This is a genomic window from Clostridium hydrogeniformans DSM 21757 (genome assembly GCF_000686705.1).
Classification (GTDB): domain Bacteria; phylum Bacillota; class Clostridia; order Clostridiales; family Clostridiaceae; genus Clostridium_Z; species Clostridium_Z hydrogeniformans.
Genome location: NZ_JMLJ01000031.1, coordinates 1 through 1701, shown reverse-complemented (window position 1 = coordinate 1701; position 1701 = coordinate 1). Strand labels below are relative to the sequence as shown.

The 1701-nt window shown below is 26.4% G+C and carries 2 protein-coding genes; both read right to left on the bottom strand.

Translation table 11 applies throughout. From position 1 onward, the window contains the following. Window positions 1–254: 254 nt before the first annotated feature. The gene (locus BR69_RS22495) at window positions 255–482 is read right to left on the bottom strand and encodes a transposase (RefSeq protein WP_423219683.1); all 228 of its coding nucleotides are present in this window, start codon (window positions 480–482) and stop codon (window positions 255–257) included. Between the two features lie 45 nt (window positions 483–527). Then, window positions 528–1115, bottom strand: a complete 588-nt coding sequence (locus BR69_RS20545; RefSeq protein ID WP_051623618.1) for a winged helix-turn-helix domain-containing protein — start codon at window positions 1113–1115, stop codon at window positions 528–530. Window positions 1116–1701 lie beyond the last annotated feature (586 nt).

Genomic DNA, 1701 nt, shown 5'->3' with positions numbered 1-1701 from the left:
CAGAAGGCCGATGGTACTGCTTGGGAGACTGAGTGGGAGAGTAGGAGGTTGCCAGGTGAAAACAAAGACTTCATGCTAAACATGAAGTCTTTTTGCTATGTAAATATATTTTTACAATATAATAATAATTAGTGTTCCTGCAATATATATGGAATAGAGAATACAATAAAATATATAATGTATGAAGATTGGACCCCAAAAATATATATAGAAAATGATTAACAATATAGCTGAATAATAAAAAATCATAGAAGTTATAAATAATTGATTAGAAAAGGTTGTACTAATTTTGCATGGTGGATTCTTGCATTATCTAGAATCATAATTATTTTTCCTTCGGGGTATCGTGAAAGGATTCCTTTTAAGAATCCAAGGAATACCTTCGCATCATACTTTTCATGCTCTTCACAATATACTTTTCCTGTCACATAATCTAAGGTCCCGATTAATTTAACCCCAGCATTCTTACCATAAGTAGGTATCTTTCGTTGATATCTTCTTATAAAGCAAGTCTTTTGTATTGCTTACTAATCTCTAATCATTGACTCATCTGCAAATAGTATTGTATCAACTAAGCCATCAAGATCTTTTTTTAGAGCTTCAAAATCCTTTTTTAAATTTTGTTGTTTTTCTTTATCTGCTTTTGCTAAGACATAAGTAGGACGCGTGTAGCTTAAATTCAATCTATATAAGACTTCAGCCATTCCTCTATGCGACATTGTTATATTGAACTCTTGTATAACCCATTGTCTAATTAGTTCAATAGTCCAATTTTTTCTACTTTTAAATCCAACTTCATCATGGGTTTTAGTTATAACCGTTTCTAAAATTAATTTTTCTTGCTCAGCATTAATTTTTCTCTTTGCACCAGTTCTATGGCCCATTTTTAATCCCGCTAATTCATTAAGTTTATAATTCTTTATGTAGATGCCAACTGTATACTCATCTAAGTTTTCCATTTCAGCTATTTTTCTATTAGAAAACCCTTCAAAGTATTTAAGCAGAACAGAATATCTTTTATAAAGATGCACATTTTTTTCACACTTTAATTCATCTCTAATTTTATGAATTTCATCTTCATGTCCATCAATTTTCTTAAGAATTAAAATATCCATAATTATTTCCTCACTTTTACTCTTTTTATTATTTTGGATATTTTAGGATTCTATTTTCTTCCTTAAAGACTTTATTTTACAACATATATTATAAATATTTAGTAATGATAGCTTAGAAATATTTTATGAATTTTAGTAGAGAGTAAAATAAAAAATATGATAAAAGATATTTAAATATACTTCACTTAAATATAATATTTTAGAAGAGATAAACAGATTTGAGTAATTTCTATATACAGGATCATAATAATATAAAGGATAATTAGAAATATAGATCACTATATATGTAGAAGGTTAATAATTAAGAAGGGTATTTTATAAAGTAAGATTATTATATTTAGAAGAAAATAGCGAATATTACAATTAAACTCTTCCTAGTGTATCTTTATATATAAAATAAAGTAAAATGAAGGAAAAGAGAGTAAAACTAGGGTTAAGTAGATATATATAATAAAATATAATAATCATGCAATTATAATTATGATATTATTTAATACGTTGCTAATATGCATGGCAAACTTAGTAACAAAAACAACACATATTTAAGTTTAAAAAACTTTTTTAAAAAAGTGTTGACATGATTCTG